Here is a 15401-nt window from a genome sequence, read left to right as displayed (position 1 = left end):
TTTCTATCTTTTGAAGTCGATTTATCTAAGCATTCTCGAGACTATTTTGTTTGGATATTTTTTCCCGTAGCAGATTTGTGCAAAAGTTTTTTTCTTGTGCTAGAATGAAAATCAAACAGGAGGATTTAAAAATGTTAACATACGATTTAATTGTCATTGGATTTGGTAAGGCAGGTAAGACACTTGCTGGGAAACTAGCTTCAGCTGGTAAAAAAGTTGCCCTTATTGAACGCAACAAGGCTATGTACGGTGGAACTTGTATCAACATCGGTTGTATTCCAACTAAAACCTTGCTAGTTGCCGCAGAAAAGGACTTGTCATTTGACGAGGTTATGGCAACAAAAAATACAATTACTAGCCGCCTCAATGGTAAAAACTATGCTACTATCGCTGGTACTGGAGTTGATATCATTGATGCCGAAGCCCACTTTGTTTCTAATAAAGTCATCGAAATTCAAGCTGGTGATGAAAAACAAGAACTAACTGCTGAAACAATCGTCATCAACACTGGTGCTGTTTCAAACGTTTTGCCTATTCCAGGACTATCTACTAGCAAGAATGTCTTTGATTCAACTGGTATCCAAAACTTGGAACAATTACCAGAAAAACTCGGAATTCTTGGTGGTGGAAATATCGGTCTTGAGTTTGCTGGTCTCTACAATAAACTTGGAAGCAAGGTAACAGTCCTAGATGCTCTAGATACTTTCCTACCTCGCGCAGAACCTTCTATTGCTGCTCTTGCTAAACAATACATGGAAGAAGACGGCATTGAACTCCTTCAAAATATCCATACTACTGAAATCAAAAACGATGGTGACCAAGTTCTTGTCGTGACAGAGAATGAAACCTACCGTTTCGATGCCCTTCTCTACGCAACTGGACGTAAACCAAATGTAGAACCACTTCAACTTGAAAATACGGATATTGAACTAACTGAACGTGGTGCGATCAAGGTGGACAAACATTGTCAAACATACGTTCCTGGTGTCTTTGCAGTTGGAGATGTCAACGGTGGACTTCAATTTACCTACATTTCACTAGATGACTTCCGTGTTGTTTACAGCTACCTTGCTGGTGATGGCAGCTACACACTTGAAGACCGTCTCAATGTTCCAAACACCATGTTCATCACACCTGCCCTTTCACAAGTTGGTTTGACTGAAAGTCAAGCAGCTGATTTGAAACTTCCGCACGCTGTTAAGGAAATCCCTGTTGCTGCTATGCCTCGTGGTCATGTAAATGGTGATCTTCGTGGAGCCTTCAAAGCTGTTGTCAACACTGAAACTAAAGAAATTCTAGGTGCAACTATCTTTTCAGAAGGATCACAAGAAATCATCAACATTATTACTGTTGCTATGGACAACAAAATCCCATACACTTACTTCACAAAACAAATCTTCACTCACCCAACCTTGGCTGAAAACTTGAATGACTTGTTTGCGATTTAATTATAGAAAGCAGTCCTATAGCGGGCTGTTTTTCTTTTTCTAAAATCTCAAATCTGTCTTTTCCAGCATTTATGATATAATAGAAACATGAAATTAAAAACTACTTTGGGCCTTCTTGCTGGGCGTTCTTCTCATTTTATTTTGAGTCGTCTTGGACGTGGAAGTACGCTGCCTGGAAAACTTGCCCTTCAATTTGATAAAGATATTCTACAAAATTTAGCGAAGAACTACGAGATTGTTGTGGTAACTGGTACCAATGGAAAAACCTTGACAACCGCTCTCACTGTCGGTATCCTAAAGGAAATTTATGGTCAAGTGTTAACCAATCCAAGTGGTGCCAACATGATCACAGGGATTACGACTACTTTCTTGACTGCAAAATCTTCAAAAACTGGAAAAAATATAGCAGTACTTGAAATCGACGAAGCTAGTCTCTCACATATCTGTGACTATATCCAGCCTAGTCTTTTCGTTATCACTAATATCTTCCGCGATCAGATGGACCGATACGGTGAGATCTATACGACCTACAACATGATTTTGGACGCTATTCGAAAAGTTCCTACTGCTACTGTTCTGCTAAACGGTGATAGTCCGCTTTTCTACAAGCCTGCAATTTCAAATCCTGTTCAGTATTTTGGTTTTGATCTAGAAAAAGGTCCAGCGCAACTTGCTCACTACAATACTGAAGGTATCCTCTGCCCTGAATGTCAAAGTATTCTGAAATACGAGCTCAACACTTATGCTAACTTGGGAGCTTATATCTGTGAAAATTGTGGATGCAAGCGTCCTGACTTGGACTACCGTCTGACAGAATTGGTTGAGTTGACTAACAATCGTTCTCGTTTTGTTATTGATGGTCAGGAATATGGTATTCAAATCGGTGGTCTCTACAACATCTACAATGCTCTTGCTGCAGTTGCTATCGCTCGTTACCTAGGCGCTGATTCTCAACTGATTAAACAAGGATTTGACAAGAGTCGTGCTGTCTTTGGACGACAAGAAACCTTCCATATCGGTGACAAGGAATGCACACTGGTTCTTATTAAAAACCCTGTTGGTGCTACCCAGGCCATCGAAATGATCAAACTAGCTCCTTATCCATTTAGTCTATCTGTTCTCCTCAATGCCAACTATGCAGACGGGATTGATACCAGCTGGATTTGGGATGCTGACTTTGAACAAATTACTGACATGGATATTCCTGAAATCAATGCGGGTGGAGTTCGTCATTCTGAAATTGCTCGTCGTCTACGTGTTACTGGCTATCCAGCTGACAAGATCACTGAAACAAGTAGCCTGGAACAAGTTCTCAAAACGATCGAAGCTCAAGACTGCAAGCATGCCTATATCCTTGCGACATATACGGCTATGCTGGAATTCCGAGAATTACTAGCCAATCGTCAGCTTGTTAGAAAGGAGATGAACTAATGGTTTATACTTCACTTTCCTCAAAAGACGGCAATTATCCTTACCAACTAAATATCGCCCACCTCTATGGGAATCTCATGAATACCTACGGAGATAACGGGAATATCCTCATGCTCAAGTACGTAGCTGAAAAGCTGGGGGCCCATGTAACAGTTGACATCGTTTCACTTCATGATGATTTCGATGAACATCACTACGATATTGCCTTTTTCGGTGGTGGCCAAGACTTTGAACAAAGTATCATTGCTGGTGATTTGCCTGCTAAAAAAGAAAGTATCGATAACTTTATCCAAAATGACGGTGTCGTTCTTGCTATTTGTGGTGGCTTCCAACTATTAGGCCAATACTATATTGAAGCTTCTGGAAGACGCATCGAAGGTCTCGGTGTCATGGGACACTATACCCTTAATCAAACCAACAACCGCTTTATTGGTGACATTAAAATTCATAACGAAGAATTCGATGAAACCTACTATGGTTTTGAAAATCACCAAGGTCGTACCTTCCTCTCAGATGACCAAAAACCATTGGGGAAGGTCGTATACGGAAACGGAAATAATGAGGAGAAAATCGGTGAAGGTGTTCACTATAAAAATGTTTTTGGTTCTTATTTCCACGGGCCTATTTTATCCCGTAATGCAAACTTAGCCTATCGCTTGGTCACTACTGCACTTAAGAAAAAATATGGTCAGGATATCGACCTTCCAGCTTATGAGGATATCCTTAGCCAAGAAGTTGCTGAAGAATACAGCGATGTTAAAAGCAAGGCAGACTTCAATTAATATTTAGATTCCAACATGCTATTAGCTGTTGGAATTTTTTTAGGCTCTTTTCCCCTTCTCCCTTGCATTTTCTACTAATTTTTGCAAAAATAGAGGGGTAGAAAGAAGGTAGCATATGTCTAAATTACAACAAATCTTAACTTATCTCGAATCTGAAAAGTTAGACGTCGCAGTCGTATCTGACCCCGTCACTATCAATTACCTCACTGGTTTTTACAGTGATCCACACGAACGCCAAATGTTCCTCTTTGTCCTTGCTGACCAGGAACCACTTCTCTTTGTCCCAGCCCTTGAGGTTGAACGTGCGACAAGCACTGTTTCATTCCCGGTTGTTGGTTATGTGGACTCTGAAAACCCTTGGAAGAAAATTCAAAATGCTCTTCCACAGCTTGATTTCAAACGTGTAGCAGTTGAGTTTGACAATCTCATCTTGACTAAATACCACGGTTTGAAAACTGTCTTTGAAACTGCTGAGTTTGATAACTTGACTCCATTGATCCAACGTATGCGCTTGATTAAATCAGCTGACGAAGTGCAAAAGATGATGGTTGCAGGTGTTTACGCCGACAAGTCTGTTAAAGTTGGTTTTGATAATATCTCTCTTGATAATACGGAAACTGATATCATTGCTCAGATTGACTTTGCTATGAAACGTGAAGGCTATGAAATGAGCTTTGATACCATGGTCTTGACTGGTGATAATGCTGCGAATCCACATGGTATTCCTGGAGCCAACAAGGTTGAAAACAATGCCCTTCTCCTCTTTGACCTCGGTGTGATGGTCAATGGTTATGCATCAGATATGACTCGTACAGTCGCTGTTGGTAAACCTGACCAGTTCAAGAAAGATATTTACAACTTGACTCTGGAAGCCCAACAAGCTGCCCTTGACTTTATCAAACCTGGTGTGACGGCTCATGAAGTAGACCGCGCAGCTCGTGAAGTGATTGAAAAAGCTGGCTACGGTGAGTACTTCAACCACCGTCTCGGTCATGGTATTGGTATGGATGTACACGAGTTCCCATCCATCATGGAAGGAAACGACATAGTTATCGAAGAAGGCATGTGCTTCTCAGTTGAGCCTGGTATCTACATCCCTGGTAAAGTCGGTGTCCGCATCGAGGACTGCGGTGTTGTTACCAAAGATGGCTTCGACCTCTTTACAAGCACCAGCAAAGATTTGCTTTATTTTGATTAAAAAGTATATTATAAAAAATAAGATGGAAAAGTTATTCTTTTCCATCTTATTTTTTGATTTGATAATAAATTTTATCAGCTATATAACCTTTTCGTTCAACTGCATTTGGAATCGTCTTCCAAAAAGTCATTCCAGCCTTTTCCATCACACGACCAGAGGCGGGATTTAAACTTGCATAGCAAGCATCAACCTCTTCAAATCCAATCTCATCTAGACAGTATGATAAAACAGCCTTCAAGGCTTCTGTCATGAGTCCTTGTCCCCAGTAGTCCATCCCTAAGATATATCCGACTTCACAGCTAGAGTTTTCTTCATCCACACTGACCAGACTAATATCTCCAATGACATATTCTGGATTTTCTTTGAGACTAATGGCCCATTTGTAATAGTTAGGATTGTCGTAGAATGCTACCCAAGTTCTTATTGAGTTCTTTGTAAAATCAACATTTGGATGAGGATCCCAAGTAACATAGGTTAGATTATCTAGACTAGAAGCCCAATTTTCAAACATGGCTTGAGCATCAGTTTCACAAAAGCGTCGCAATAGCAACCGTTCAGTATGTAATGTCTTTGTACCTATGGATTTCATAATTCAACCTCGCTTTTTTATTTTCAGGCTCGGGCTAAAAAAGTCCCCCGGACCTTCCTCGCTTTTCTATTTTAAGGCTCGGGCTAAAAAGGTCCCCCGGACCTTTTTACTCCCAAAACGTATCAAACACTGTGATTGGTAGGTGGCGTTTGTGTTGGCCTTTGTGCCACCATTTTTCAATGGTTGCTTGGGCTTCTTGGCTGATTTGTTTACCTTCCAGGTAGTCATCAATCTCTGCGTAGGTTACACCGAGTGCAACTTCATCTGCCAATCCTGGTTTCTCTTCTTCTAGATCGGCAATCGGTACTTTTTCATAGAGTGCAGGATCGGCTCCGAGCTCCTTCAATAGTTGTTTTCCTTGACGTTTATTGAGGCGATAGAGAGGAAGAATATCTGCACCCCCGTCACCGAACTTGGTAAAGAAACCTGTTACATTTTCTGCAGCATGGTCAGTACCAATAACTGCTCCGCTATGTGCTCCTGCTAGGGCATATTGAGCGATCATACGGCTACGAGCCTTGATATTCCCTTTATTAAAGTCTGACATTGGACTACCAGTAGCCTCTACTGCCGCTGCCATTGCATCTACAGAATCCTTAATATTAACGACTAGGCTAACATCTGGTTTGATGAAAGCAAGTGCTTTTTGCGCGTCATCCTCATCTGCTTGAATTCCATAAGGCAGGCGAATCGCTATAAATTTATAAGAATCATCACCAGTTTCAGCTCGCATTTCTTCCATAGCTAGTTGGGCAAGGCGACCAGCTAAAGTCGAGTCTTGACCACCAGAAATTCCTAATACAAAACTTTTAAGGAAGGGATGTTTTTTAAGGTATTTTTTCAAAAAGTCAATGGAACGACGGATTTCTTCTCGGGCATCAATGACTGGTTTAACGCCTAGTTGTTGGATAATGGTCTCTTGCAAACTCATTCTTCTTCTCCTTCGCCCAGAGCTTCTTTACGCATCTTATCAATCAAGTCCATCTTATCTTGCCAAATATCATGCGCTAAGTCTACTGGATAATGTTGTGGGTTAAGAACACGTTTGTATTCATCCCAGAGCTTATCAAATTCCTTGCGAGCATAAGCTTGAATTTCAGGTAGACTCGGTAAATCATAGATTACTTTTCCATCCTTGAAAATATCCACCAAGAGAGGAACTGCATCAAAATTGCGGACAGTTTTCTTGATGTAAGTATAGGTTGGGTGGAACATCTTGAGTTCAGTCATACTTGACACATCAACGCCGTCATAGGTAATATAATCACCTTCAGATTTTCCTTTTTCACGACTGGTAATGCGCCAAACTTGTTTCTTACCTGGAGTTGAAACTTTTTCAGCATTGCTAGAGAGTTTGATGGTGTTGCGCATCTGACCATTTTCATCTTCAATAGCCACAATTTTATAAACTGCACCAAGAGCAGGTTGATCATAGGCAGTGATAAGTTTAGTCCCTACACCCCAAACATCAATCTTAGCTTTTTGCATTTTGAGGTTAAGGATAGTATTTTCATCAAGGTCATTGGATGCATAAATCTTAGCATCCGTAAACCCTGCCTCGTCCAGTTGTTGACGAACTTTTTTAGAAATATAGGCGATATCTCCAGAGTCAATACGAACTCCCTTAAAGTTAATCTTGTCACCTAATTCTCTTGCAACCTGAATGGCAGCAGGAACACCGATACGAAGAGTATCATAAGTATCTACAAGAAAGACACAATCACGGTGAGTTGAGGCATAAGCCTTGAAAGCTTGGTAATCATTGCCATAAACTTGAACTAAAGCATGAGCATGAGTCCCTAAAACTGGAATCCCAAAGAGTTTACCTGCACGCACATTACTTGTTCCATCAGCACCACCAATGACAGCGGCACGAGTTCCCCAGATAGCTGCATCCATCTCTTGCGCACGACGTGTACCGAACTCCATCAAAGGCTCATCTTCAATGACCGAGCGAATACGTGCAGCCTTGGTCGCGATCAAGGTTTGAAAATTAACAATATTTAAAAGAGCTGTTTCAACCAATTGACACTGCGCCAAAGGTCCTTCCACTTGAACAATCGGTTCATTAGCAAATACTAAGTCACCTTCTTGAGCAGAACGTACAGTCAATTCCAACTTGAGATTACGGAGATATTCCAAGAATGCACCATGATAACCAAGTGATTCCAAATAAGCTATATCATTATCAGAAAAGCGAAGGTTTTCTAGGTAGTTCACAATTCGTTCCAAACCTGCAAAAACAGCATAACCATTTTTAAACGGTTGTTGGCGGAAATAAACTTCAAAAACTGCTTTCTTGTTATGAATTCCTTGGTCGAAGTAAACCTGCATCATGTTAATCTGATACAAATCTGTGTGCAATGTTAAACTATCATCTGGATACATATTTATTCCTTCTTCCTTAGTTTACGGAATGGCGAAACTCTCACCATCTTATAAATTAGTACTATTATATCATATTTGAAAAGGATTGAGAAAATTGTAACAAGCTTTCATTCTTTCTCCAACGCATCCATCGCTTTTTCATACTTCTTCTGGGCCCATTCACCATAACTTTTCAAGCCTAAGTTGCCAATAAAGACCCATGGAAGATAAAAGATATAGGTAAATAACCAAGCAAACATGTATTTAAGATGTAGAGGGTTGTGCTGATAAATTTCGATATTGAACTGATAGTTTTGTAGCATCAAGGTAGCTGTAATCACTAGAGTTAATAATAGGCAACCTAAAATTGTAAAATGAAAACGACTATAGAAGGTCACACCCAAATCTCGAGCACGGCCGAAAAAGTAAGAAGTTCCAATAATGATAATGATGAGAATCATTCTCGGATTAAAAAGACTTGGTGCTAATACTGCAATCATATAAGATAAAAGCAAGAAAGCTATAGAGATATAGAAACTTTCAGCCCCCGCTTTATTCATCAGTTGCTCTTCTCTTTCGTCTAATAATTGATAATAAAAAAATCTATTTTTCATCTTCTTCCTCCCAAAATAATTGATCTAGAGTTTTCCCTAGGCATCTGCAAATGGATTGGCAAAGTGAAAGCGTAGGATTGTACTTTCCAGCTTCTATCAAACCGATAGTCTGCCTAGTTACACCCACAGCTTCTGCCAAATCACCTTGTGTCATGTCAAGCTCCACTCGAGCTAACTTTAATTTTAAATTCTTAACCACTTGTTACCTCCTCCTTAATTTTAAAAGTCGCGCTTCTTTTTCAACTTTATTATATCATATATTTTACATAATGCAATATATATCTGTCATTTTGTGAGATTTATTTATAAAAAACTCTCTACCACTTACATGATAGAGAGTTCTATACTTACAAATCTTTTTGATAATAGTGCCTTTGTCCAGTGTAGGGATAATCTTTTAAGGTAAAAACTTCCTTGTAGCCTTGCTTTTGATAAAAGCCTGGTGCTTGAAACTGATAGGTATTCACAAAAGCAAAGCGACAGTTTCTCTTTTTAGCTTCACTTTCTGCTCGCTGCAATAGTTGGGAGCCGATTCCTTGCCCTCGCAAGTCCTCCTTCACAAACAAATACTCAATTTCTAACCAATTCCCGAAAGTCTCTGCTACTAATCCAGCCATGATTTCACCATGTTCATCTTCGACATAAAGGTTTAGTGGCTCACTTTCAGCAACTTCTCTTTTGGAACGATTATAGGAGCGAATCAAGTCTCCTATAATTTGCGATTTCTGAGATTCTGTATTTTCCAATCTTACCTGCATCCAAACCTCCTAAAGATACTTATAGCTTGATTATAGTCTTATTACCAAGAGCTGTCAAACTAGAAAGCTCATCAACCTGAGTTGATGAGCTTATAACTTATTTTCTAAATTTCCATTGGCTATAAATACCAAAAGCAACAATCCAGATAGCTGAACCTCTGGCTCCCATTACAGTTGATTCTTGTAAGAAGAGAATTCCAAATACAAAGATAAAGAAGAGCATAGTCAGAGGATTTAGCAAGCGATATTGGGGCATGAGATAGCCATCTGCCATAAAGTCTTTTGACTTGCGATACTTAAGATGGGCCACCATGATCAAGATGTAGATGGCGATATAAACACCTGATGAAGAAGCCGTAATCAAAGCAAAGGCATCTGATACGCCAGGAAGTACATTGATGAAGGCTGCAAGACCAATCAATACCGCAGAAGCAATGATAGCATTCTGAGGAACGTTGTGGCGTGAAAGTGTATCTGCCTTAATAGCCTTCAAGAAACGATTTGGTGAATCATGGGCAATTTGGTACAAGTGACGACCTGTTGAGTAAAGGGTTGAATTCAAGGCTGACGCAGCGGAAGTCAAGACAACAAAGTTAATCAAGGCTGCTGCCCACTTAAGACCAACAAGTTCAAATACCGTTACAAATGGTGAATCCGTCGCAGAAAGCTCACGCCAAGGAATAATAGACATGATTGCAAGCAAAGCCCCACCATAGAAGAAGATAATTCGCAAAGGAATTTCCTTAACCGCCTTGGGCAATACTTTTCGAGGATCTTTGGTTTCAGATGTTGTAACGCCGATAAATTCAATCATCAAGTAAGCAAAGAAAACCATTTGAAAGGCCATGACAAAGTTCATTCCTCCATTTGGGAAAAGGGAGAATTGCTCACTAATATTGGCAAGGCTTGCTGATCCATAAGGAGTTTCAAAGCCAGTCAAGACCATAAAAATACCCGTCGCAATCATGGCAAGAATAGCAACGATTTTAATCATGGCAAACCAAAATTCCACTTCACCAAATATTTTAACTGCAATCAGATTAACCAATCCTAAAATTGTTAAAAAGACAACCTGAATCAACCAAGATGGCCAAGACGGAAACCAAAACTGAACATAGTGAGCGATTGCAGTAATTTCAGCCATACCAATAAAGACTACTGATAACCAATAAGACCAAACCGAGAAATATCCCCAGCCCTTTCCAAGATAGCGAGTAATAAAATTGATAAAGGTGTGTTGCTCTGGGTCCTGGTACAACATTTCTCCGATAGCACGCATCATGAGATACATGAAGCCACCTGTAATCATATAGACCAAGACAATCGAAGGTCCAGTTAAACTGATAGACCGACCAGCCCCAAGAAATAATCCCGTACCAATCGTTCCTGCAATAGCCATAACCTGAACATGGCGATTGGTTAAGCCACGCTCCATTTTACTCTTCTTTTTGTACTTTTTTTCTGAATTCATCTAGTCTCCTTAAGTTTTTAAAAAATAAGAAAAGGAGTGATAGAAAACGCTTTCTCCTGAATCCACTCCTTCTTTTTATCCTATTAAGCGGTTTTTTCAACCTTTAAGATTTTAACATCATAGCTTCCAGCAGGTGTTTCGATTGTAACAACATCACCTTTTTTCTTACCAATCAATGCTTGACCAATTGGGCTTTCATTTGACACTTTACCCGCAAAGGCATCAGCACCAGCTGAACCCACGATAATGTATACTTCCTTTTCGTCTTCTCCAACTTCTTGGATTGTTACAGTTTTTCCGATAGCAACTTCATTTTTTGCAACGGCATCGCTGTTAACGATTTCTGCGTAACGAATCTTAGTCTCTAGACTTGAGATTTGTCCCTCGACGAAAGCTTGCTCGTCTTTCGCTGCTTCATACTCACTGTTCTCTGACAAATCACCATATGAACGAGCAATTTTGATACGTTCTACAACTTCTGGACGACGTACTAGTTTCAATTCTTCTAATTCTTTTTCGAGTTTTTCCTTTTCTTCCAAGGTCATTGGATATGTTTTTTCTACCATTTTTCTCAACTTTCTTTTGATTTAATTAATAAATATATGCTTTAAAGCAAAATTATGTGGAAAACCACATAATTTTAGTTTGTGCTATTTGATTGAGGTAATTTACTATTGATATGTTCTTGAACATTACGATCATGTTCTTCTAGTGTTGTTGCATAGTAAACTTTACCATCTTGAACATTGGCTACAAAATAAAGATATTCACTCTTTGTCTGATTGATACTTGATTCTATAGCATCCAAGCTTGGGCTATCAACTGGACCAGGCATTAGACCTACTTTTGTATAGACATTGTATGGTGAATTAATAGATGTATCAATGGCTGCATCATCAGAGAGACTGATGTTTTGACCAAGTTTGCCTTCTGCGTAAAGGATAGCAATATTACTTTGAAGTGGCATACCGAGGTTTAAGCGGTTATAGAAGATTCCTGCAATCAGCTTACGATCTTCTGTTTTTGCACCTTCTTTCTCAACAAGTGATGCAATTGTTAAGAGCTCATTTACGGTCAAGTTCTTTTCTTTGATAGCAGCATAGTGTGAAGAAAGGTTCTTATCCATAGCTGCAAGCATTGAATCAATTAAACTTTCAACAGTTGTACTTTCTTTGATCGTATAAGTCGCAGGGAAAAGATAACCTTCTAAACGGTAACGAACACCACTATCTTTTGCTGGCAAGCTTTCAAGCAAGTTTGGATATTTGGCAACCTCTTGAGCAATAAAGGTCTCATCTTGGGCCTTAGCCAAGAATGCTTCCGCTGTCAAAGGTTCCTTAAAGTCACCTTGAAGTTGGCCAACAGTTTGAGCAATTTGTTCCAAAGTATAGCCCTCAGGAATAGTCAAGTCTGCAAGAGCAACTTCCTGAGGTTCAGGTGTACCACCCTTTTGCAACTCTTTAATGACATCTTCAACACTCATACTCTTTTGCAAGTTGTAATAACCAGACTTCAATCCAGTGTAGTTTTTATACTTGGCATAAAGTGTAAAAACCAAACCGTTCTTAATAACACCAGATTTTTCCAAAACTGAGCCAATTTCTTGAGTATTAGCACCATCTGGAATCTGAACTGACATATATTGTTTAGAACTTGGATCTACTGGTTGTAGAGCTGATTCAGCATAGCGTAGGCCAAAGAATCCACCAGCACCAATTAGAATCAATAATACCAAAACTGTTACTAAAAATCCTTTTAAGCGGGATTTCTTCTTTTTCTTGGCTGGTTTCACAGTCTCTCTCCGACTTCTTCTAGGAAGGTCTGCTTCTTCAGTAGCTTCTTGACTTGTCAATTCTTCCTTGTGTGACGCAAGGTTTACTGTTTCTTTTTCTGGAACAGTATCAAATGCACGATAAGAAACTGAAACTCTAGTTGGAATTGAATTATTCTCTTCTTTTTCCGGAATTGATTGAGATGACTCAACTACTTCTTCTCGTACTGCTTCTGGAATTTCTTCTTTTACTTCCTCTGCAGCTTCTTCTGGAACTTCTTCTACAAGAACAGGACGCTCAGGAACAGTTGGGGCATTATCAATCAATTGATCAACAGCTGCAACTGATTTTGCAATCAACTCCTCTTCCGAAATACTTGGTTCCTTTTTTTCTGAAGTTGCTTCAGAAGGTTTTGCTAAAGTTGAAAAAAGGTCATCCGTTTGTTCAACTTCATTTGCCTCTTTTTTTAGTCGTTCTAAATCTCGCAAAATTTGCTCTTTAAAACTCAACTTTTCTTCATTTGAATTTTCGCTCAAAGGTATTTACCTCCTTGTTGATAATCCTTAATATTATATCTTAAAAACTAAAGAAAAGCAACCTTAGAAGCCTTTCTACTCACTAATTCTTGTTTTCCCAGACCATATCATACCATTCTTCTCCCGCAAATTGGGACTTAGACTTTCCTTCATTGACAAAACCATGCTTCTCATAGTATTCAATAAGGTAGTCATGACAGGTTAGATTGATCCCCTCTCGTTCATGCTTAAGAGCCACTTCTTTCAATGCGGTCAGGAGTTTTTTTCCTAGTCCTAGAGATTGAGCTTTTTTTGCTATAGAAAGACAAGTCACAGAAATATAACCACCTTCCTTATGACTGTGGTCTTTTATTTCTTCAGTGAAAGACTGGTCTTGTAAATAACGATGAGGGACTACTGGTCCTTCAATATAACCGAGTATCTCTCCCTCTTTTTCAGCCACTAGAAAGCTCGTTTTTATTTCCTTTAAATGTGCTTCAAAGACAGATCGAGGTATGGCTTCTTCAATTGAAAAATTCTCTAATTCAATCTCTAAAATACGGTCTAAATCACTCAGTCTAGCTTGTCGAATAATCATAGTTCCTCCTGATAAAAGGGATTCTTCCAGCTCATGAGAAAATTAACTTCATTTCCGACTCCCAGATCTGCTATTCCTTGCTCTATAAATTCATTCATCTCAAAATAAGACAGGAATTCATCTTTACAGAGCAGATAAATACCTGGACTATTTTTCTGAAGAGCAACTTGTTTCATGGCTGCGAGCAACAAGGTTCCAAATCCTTGCCCTTGATAATTCGGATGAACAGATAAAGCATCAATAACAAGATTTTCATTACTAATAGCTTCTACATCTGCCATCTCTGCTATCCATCTATTTACTGAGGACGTAGCAAAATCTGTCACTAAAATATAAGCAATCACCTGATCATCCAAACTAGCTAAGAGAAACGTATCCGCAAAATTACGGATACGTTCTTCTATTATTTCTCTCTTAAATGTTTCTTGGAAGTTTTGAGTACTCTCCTGCATCAAGCAAACCTGCTCGATATCAGATTGCTGAACTTCCCTTATTTTAATTGGAAATTCCATGGTGTTCCTTACTGAACATTACTTGTCAAATTAGACAAGAGACGTTCGAATGAGTATTCATATGATTGAATGTCACCTGCTCCCATAAAGACGTATACAGCATTATCATGGTCTAAGAGCGGAGACACATTTTCAACAGTGATAACTTGATGTTTTTTATCAATCTTAGCTGCTAAATCCTCAACCTTAACATCACCATGGTCAACTTCACGAGCAGATCCATAGATTTGTGCTAGGTAAACTGCGTCAGCCTGATTCAAGGCCTGTGCAAAATCATCCAACAAAGCAATTGTACGAGTAAAAGTATGCGGTTGGAAAATAGCAACGATTTCCTTGCTTGGGTATTTTTGACGTGCAGCATCTAGAGTTGCAATGATTTCAGTTGGGTGATGCGCAAAATCATCGATAATGACTGTATCGTTAACAATCTTTTCTGTAAAGCGACGCTTAACACCTCCAAAAGTATTCAAGTGTTCACGCACTAAATTCAAGTCAAAGCCAGCAGTATAAAGCAAACCAATTACTGCTGTTGCATTCATGATGTTGTGGCGACCAAAAGTTGGAATGTGGAATTGACCCAATTCTTGACCACGGAAGTGAACTGTAAAGGTTGAACCTGTAGTAGAACGAAGTAAATCACTAGCTACAAAGTCATTGTTGTCTGCTTCAAAACCATAATAATAGATTGGAGCATTTGCCGTAATCTTACGCAACTCAGCATCTTCACCGTAGACAAACAAACCTTTGGTGATTTGTTTAGCATAATCATTGAAGGCATTGAAGACATCCTCTAAGCTTGTGAAATAGTCAGGATGGTCAAAGTCGATATTAGTAATAATAGAGTATTCTGGGTGATATGGCATGAAATGACGTTCGTACTCGTCTGATTCGAAGACAAAATACTTGGCATTTTCAGAACCACGACCTGTACCATCTCCAATTAGATAGCTAGTATCAGTGATGTGGGACAAAACGTGAGAAAGCATACCTGTTGTTGAAGTCTTACCGTGTGCTCCGGCAACACCCATGCTGATAAAGTCACGCATAAAGCTACCAAGAAACTCATGATAACGTTTATAGCTTAGCCCATTCTTGTCTGCATAGGCAATTTCAACATTGTTGTCTGGACGAAAGGCATTCCCAGCTATGATTTCTAAATCCCCTTGAAGATTTTTCTCATCGAAAGGTAAAATTTTAATCCCTGCTTGCTCTAGCCCACGTTGTGTAAAGTAATATTTTTCCACATCAGATCCTTGGACCTTGTGCCCCATTTGGTGCAACATCAAAGCCAAGGCACTCATTCCTGATCCTTTAATTCCGATAAAATGATAGGTTTTTGCCATCTT

16 protein-coding genes are annotated in these 15401 nt (G+C 39.4%); 4 read left to right on the top strand and 12 right to left on the bottom strand.

From position 1 onward, the window contains the following. Positions 1-131: 131 nt before the first annotated feature. The 4 genes from AB8E63_RS05280 to AB8E63_RS05265 all read left to right on the top strand — a co-directional run bounded on the left by AB8E63_RS05280 (position 132) and on the right by AB8E63_RS05265 (position 4859). The gene (locus tag AB8E63_RS05280) at positions 132-1448 is read left to right on the top strand and encodes an FAD-containing oxidoreductase (protein WP_368910298.1); all 1317 of its coding nucleotides are present in this window, start codon (positions 132-134) and stop codon (positions 1446-1448) included. Between the two features lie 87 nt (positions 1449-1535). After that, positions 1536-2879: a lipid II isoglutaminyl synthase subunit MurT gene (gene murT / locus AB8E63_RS05275; protein WP_074324624.1), complete on the top strand. Its 1344-nt coding sequence runs from the start codon at positions 1536-1538 to the stop codon at positions 2877-2879. After that, complete coding sequence (gene gatD / locus AB8E63_RS05270; protein WP_368910297.1) at positions 2879-3661, top strand: lipid II isoglutaminyl synthase subunit GatD; 783 nt, start codon at positions 2879-2881, stop codon at positions 3659-3661. The genes murT and gatD overlap by 1 nt, the downstream gene beginning before the upstream one ends. Before the next feature lie 115 nt (positions 3662-3776). Continuing rightward, positions 3777-4859, top strand: coding sequence for a M24 family metallopeptidase (locus AB8E63_RS05265; RefSeq protein ID WP_368910296.1), 1083 nt, complete (start codon positions 3777-3779; stop codon positions 4857-4859). A 46-nt stretch (positions 4860-4905) separates the two neighbouring features. On the opposite strand, the gene AB8E63_RS05260 is transcribed toward AB8E63_RS05265, so the two are convergent. The 12 genes from AB8E63_RS05260 to murC all read right to left on the bottom strand — a co-directional run bounded on the left by AB8E63_RS05260 (position 4906) and on the right by murC (position 15398). Then, positions 4906-5448 carry a GNAT family N-acetyltransferase gene (locus AB8E63_RS05260; RefSeq protein ID WP_368910295.1) on the bottom strand — a complete coding sequence of 181 codons (543 nt, stop codon included), beginning with the start codon at positions 5446-5448 and terminating at the stop codon, positions 4906-4908. Between the two features lie 106 nt (positions 5449-5554). After that, positions 5555-6379 (bottom strand): ammonia-dependent NAD(+) synthetase, encoded by an 825-nt coding sequence (gene nadE, locus AB8E63_RS05255; RefSeq protein WP_368910294.1) that lies wholly within the window; start codon positions 6377-6379, stop codon positions 5555-5557. After that, on the bottom strand, positions 6376-7836 hold the full coding sequence (locus tag AB8E63_RS05250; RefSeq protein WP_368910293.1) for a nicotinate phosphoribosyltransferase: 1461 nt from the start codon (positions 7834-7836) through the stop codon (positions 6376-6378). Before AB8E63_RS05250 ends, nadE begins: the two co-directional genes overlap by 4 nt. Positions 7837-7943: 107 nt before the next feature. Further along, on the bottom strand, positions 7944-8429 hold the full coding sequence (locus AB8E63_RS05245) for a DUF6773 family protein (RefSeq protein WP_368910292.1): 486 nt from the start codon (positions 8427-8429) through the stop codon (positions 7944-7946). After that, entirely contained in the window at positions 8419-8628 is a 210-nt protein-coding gene (locus AB8E63_RS05240; protein WP_036753528.1) for a helix-turn-helix transcriptional regulator, read from the bottom strand. The genes AB8E63_RS05245 and AB8E63_RS05240 overlap by 11 nt, the downstream gene beginning before the upstream one ends. 148 nt (positions 8629-8776) lie before the next feature. Continuing rightward, on the bottom strand, positions 8777-9187 hold the full coding sequence (locus AB8E63_RS05235) for a GNAT family N-acetyltransferase (protein WP_368910291.1): 411 nt from the start codon (positions 9185-9187) through the stop codon (positions 8777-8779). A 97-nt stretch (positions 9188-9284) separates the two neighbouring features. Beyond that, on the bottom strand, positions 9285-10658 hold the full coding sequence (locus AB8E63_RS05230; protein WP_368910290.1) for an amino acid permease: 1374 nt from the start codon (positions 10656-10658) through the stop codon (positions 9285-9287). An 83-nt stretch (positions 10659-10741) separates the two neighbouring features. Continuing rightward, the gene (gene greA / locus AB8E63_RS05225; protein WP_006148148.1) at positions 10742-11224 is read right to left on the bottom strand and encodes a transcription elongation factor GreA; all 483 of its coding nucleotides are present in this window, start codon (positions 11222-11224) and stop codon (positions 10742-10744) included. Between the two features lie 74 nt (positions 11225-11298). Continuing rightward, positions 11299-12966 (bottom strand): endolytic transglycosylase MltG, encoded by a 1668-nt coding sequence (gene mltG, locus AB8E63_RS05220; protein WP_368910289.1) that lies wholly within the window; start codon positions 12964-12966, stop codon positions 11299-11301. 82 nt (positions 12967-13048) lie between these two features. Further along, complete coding sequence (locus AB8E63_RS05215) at positions 13049-13543, bottom strand: GNAT family N-acetyltransferase (RefSeq protein ID WP_036753537.1); 495 nt, start codon at positions 13541-13543, stop codon at positions 13049-13051. Then, positions 13540-14055, bottom strand: a complete 516-nt coding sequence (locus AB8E63_RS05210) for a GNAT family N-acetyltransferase (protein ID WP_036753539.1) — start codon at positions 14053-14055, stop codon at positions 13540-13542. Before AB8E63_RS05210 ends, AB8E63_RS05215 begins: the two co-directional genes overlap by 4 nt. An 8-nt stretch (positions 14056-14063) precedes the next feature. Beyond that, positions 14064-15398: a UDP-N-acetylmuramate--L-alanine ligase gene (murC, locus tag AB8E63_RS05205; protein WP_004252402.1), complete on the bottom strand. Its 1335-nt coding sequence runs from the start codon at positions 15396-15398 to the stop codon at positions 14064-14066. Between the last annotated feature and the right edge of the window lie 3 nt (positions 15399-15401).

It is taken from the genome of Streptococcus sp. oral taxon 061, assembly GCF_964211575.1.
Classification (GTDB): Bacteria; Bacillota; Bacilli; order Lactobacillales; family Streptococcaceae; genus Streptococcus.
The sequence above is the reverse complement of the archived record's forward strand: the minus strand, read 5'-3'. Positions and strand labels throughout refer to the sequence as shown.

Bases quoted from the DNA above. Each gene is read 5' to 3' on its own strand.
- AB8E63_RS05260 (WP_368910295.1), bottom strand. From the start codon at position 5,448: ATGAAATCCATAGGTACAAAGACATTACATACTGAACGGTTGCTATTG.
- AB8E63_RS05210 (WP_036753539.1), bottom strand. From the start codon at position 14,055: ATGGAATTTCCAATTAAAATAAGGGAAGTTCAGCAATCTGATATCGAG.
- AB8E63_RS05235 (WP_368910291.1), bottom strand. From the start codon at position 9,187: ATGCAGGTAAGATTGGAAAATACAGAATCTCAGAAATCGCAAATTATA.
- AB8E63_RS05230 (WP_368910290.1), bottom strand. From the start codon at position 10,658: ATGAATTCAGAAAAAAAGTACAAAAAGAAGAGTAAAATGGAGCGTGGC.
- AB8E63_RS05265 (WP_368910296.1), top strand. From the start codon at position 3,777: ATGTCTAAATTACAACAAATCTTAACTTATCTCGAATCTGAAAAGTTA.
- AB8E63_RS05250 (WP_368910293.1), bottom strand. From the start codon at position 7,836: ATGTATCCAGATGATAGTTTAACATTGCACACAGATTTGTATCAGATT.
- AB8E63_RS05215 (WP_036753537.1), bottom strand. From the start codon at position 13,543: ATGATTATTCGACAAGCTAGACTGAGTGATTTAGACCGTATTTTAGAG.
- gatD (WP_368910297.1), top strand. From the start codon at position 2,879: ATGGTTTATACTTCACTTTCCTCAAAAGACGGCAATTATCCTTACCAA.
- murC (WP_004252402.1), bottom strand. From the start codon at position 15,398: ATGGCAAAAACCTATCATTTTATCGGAATTAAAGGATCAGGAATGAGT.
- AB8E63_RS05245 (WP_368910292.1), bottom strand. From the start codon at position 8,429: ATGAAAAATAGATTTTTTTATTATCAATTATTAGACGAAAGAGAAGAG.
- AB8E63_RS05280 (WP_368910298.1), top strand. From the start codon at position 132: ATGTTAACATACGATTTAATTGTCATTGGATTTGGTAAGGCAGGTAAG.
- murT (WP_074324624.1), top strand. From the start codon at position 1,536: ATGAAATTAAAAACTACTTTGGGCCTTCTTGCTGGGCGTTCTTCTCAT.
- nadE (WP_368910294.1), bottom strand. From the start codon at position 6,379: ATGAGTTTGCAAGAGACCATTATCCAACAACTAGGCGTTAAACCAGTC.
- greA (WP_006148148.1), bottom strand. From the start codon at position 11,224: ATGGTAGAAAAAACATATCCAATGACCTTGGAAGAAAAGGAAAAACTC.